General features: G+C 32.9%; 1 protein-coding gene. It reads left to right on the top strand.

Annotation, left to right across the window (positions count from 1 at the left end):
• Window positions 1-403: 403 nt before the first annotated feature.
• The gene (gene hslO / locus AC3DU7_RS32295; RefSeq protein ID WP_488043309.1) at window positions 404-1,339 is read left to right on the top strand and encodes an Hsp33 family molecular chaperone HslO; all 936 of its coding nucleotides are present in this window, start codon (window positions 404-406) and stop codon (window positions 1,337-1,339) included.
• Window positions 1,340-2,033 lie beyond the last annotated feature (694 nt).

Here is a 2,033-nt window from a genome sequence, read left to right as displayed (position 1 = left end):
TAGAATTTTTGAATTTATATTTAGTATCTTTTTCTCAAACAAAACTAGAAAATCATAAGTCTCTAGGCTAACATTATTTCCCGATAATTAGGAATTAAGTGAAGCAAATTTTGGTTGCAAATTAATTGATTTTTATAATTTATAACTATGTATTATAGGAATAAATTTTTTCTAAAAATAATATTCATCTTGAGTTTTATAACTAAAGAATACTATCTATAATATATCATTATATCTAAAAATTTAGACTAACACAATAAACATAAAGCTAGCACAAAAACTAGAGAATAAATGATGTATAGCTATCACTTACATCTATTAAATTTCTGACCAACTTAACAGGAATATTGCAACAGAGTTATGATAAAGACAATCAGAATTATTAAGAAATGTAAGGACTTCAATGGCAGATCGACTAATTAGAGCTACAGCAGCAGAAGGTGGCATTCGTGCTGTTGGTGTAATTACCACCCGCTTAACTGAAGAAGCAAGACAACGACATAAACTTTCTTGGGTGGCCTCCGCTGCTCTTGGCCGCACAATGGCTGCTGGACTATTATTAGCTTCTAGTATGAAAACCCCAGAATCAAGAGTCAATATTCACGTCCAAGGAAATGGTCCTCTAGGAGGAGTACTTGTAGATGCAGGACTAGATGGAACAGTAAGAGGCTATGTAGACAATCCTACAATTGAACTGTCACCAAATAAAATCGGCAAATTGGACGTAGGAAAAGCTGTAGGTAATCAAGGCTTCTTATATATAGTGAAAGATGTAGGTTATGGCTATCCATATTCCAGTACAGTAGAGCTAGTATCTGGAGAAATTGGAGATGATATTGCTAATTACTTAATTACATCAGAACAAACACCATCCGCTTTAGTGTTAGGAGTATTTGTAGATAAAGAGGGTATACAAGCAGCAGGAGGACTGTTGTTACAAGTTCTGCCCAAAGCAGCCATAGATGAAGAGTTAGTTCAAACCTTAGAATCTCGTATAGCCTCCCTATCAGGGTTTACTCCATTGCTTCGAGCTGGCAAAACATTACCAGAAATTTTGCAACAACTTTTGGGAGACATGGACTTAAATATATTTCCCGAAAGTCAGATAGTTCGTTTTCACTGTGGTTGCTCTTTTGAAAAAGTGTTAGGAGCATTAAAAATGTTTGGTGTTGATGAACTAAAAGATATGATTGAAAAAGACAGTGGTGCCCAGGCAGTCTGCGAATTTTGTGGAGAAGTATATCAAGCTAGTCAAAAAGATCTTATGCAACTAATTGAAGACTTACAACAACCATTCACAGAAATTCCAGTTGGACAACTACACAAATCATCTTCATAAGTCTATTCTAAGAATTCAGAACACATAATCTATCATTGTATTCTGAATTCATAGCTGCATAGAACTTATTTGATATCTTGGTAACAAGAATAACAGAGCTGTTAATTCGGCAGTTAAAATCAAATTTGAGAGCTAATTTTTCAGTCAAAATTGATGCTCAAGATATAGTCATTCTGAATAAGATTGGAACACTTTTTCAGCTAAAACTCTTTCAAGGTAAGAAATCCTTGTCTCAATCTTAACTGAAATGACTATAATGACTATTTGTAATTATAAATTTATTTATCTAGTATTTTTATAGATAAATGTTAAATAGGTTTTATCGGGTGCATTTCAATTTTGAATAAAGCCAAAAAATTATAGCTTTTAGGGAACAGGGAATATATTAGGAAAAAAAGTATTTTTGCAAATATGGGATGCATCCGTTTTATCTTAATTATTGAATATGGATTTTCCAGATTTGTAAGAGGATAAAAAAAGAAGATTCTTGATTTTCTTGCCTCCTTATTCCAAGAGATACTATTAAAGTTTGCGTAGCATTCCGTAGGAAAGTTTTGACCTTATGGAGCTAACTGAATAACTGAAATTACCCTTCTCTCAAATATTTGATTTTCTGCTCAGAATTCAAATATAATTATCGTACACATCAAGGTTGCATCTTTACCCAAAATAGTGTATACATAGAAACCGCAGA

It is taken from the genome of Okeania sp. (genome assembly GCF_983059655.1).
Note: the sequence above shows the minus strand (reverse complement) of the source record. Positions and strands in the feature narration are given on the sequence as shown.

Coding starts and splice junctions, on each gene's coding strand:
- hslO (WP_488043309.1), top strand. CDS start 404: ATGGCAGATCGACTAATTAGAGCTACAGCAGCAGAAGGTGGCATTCGT.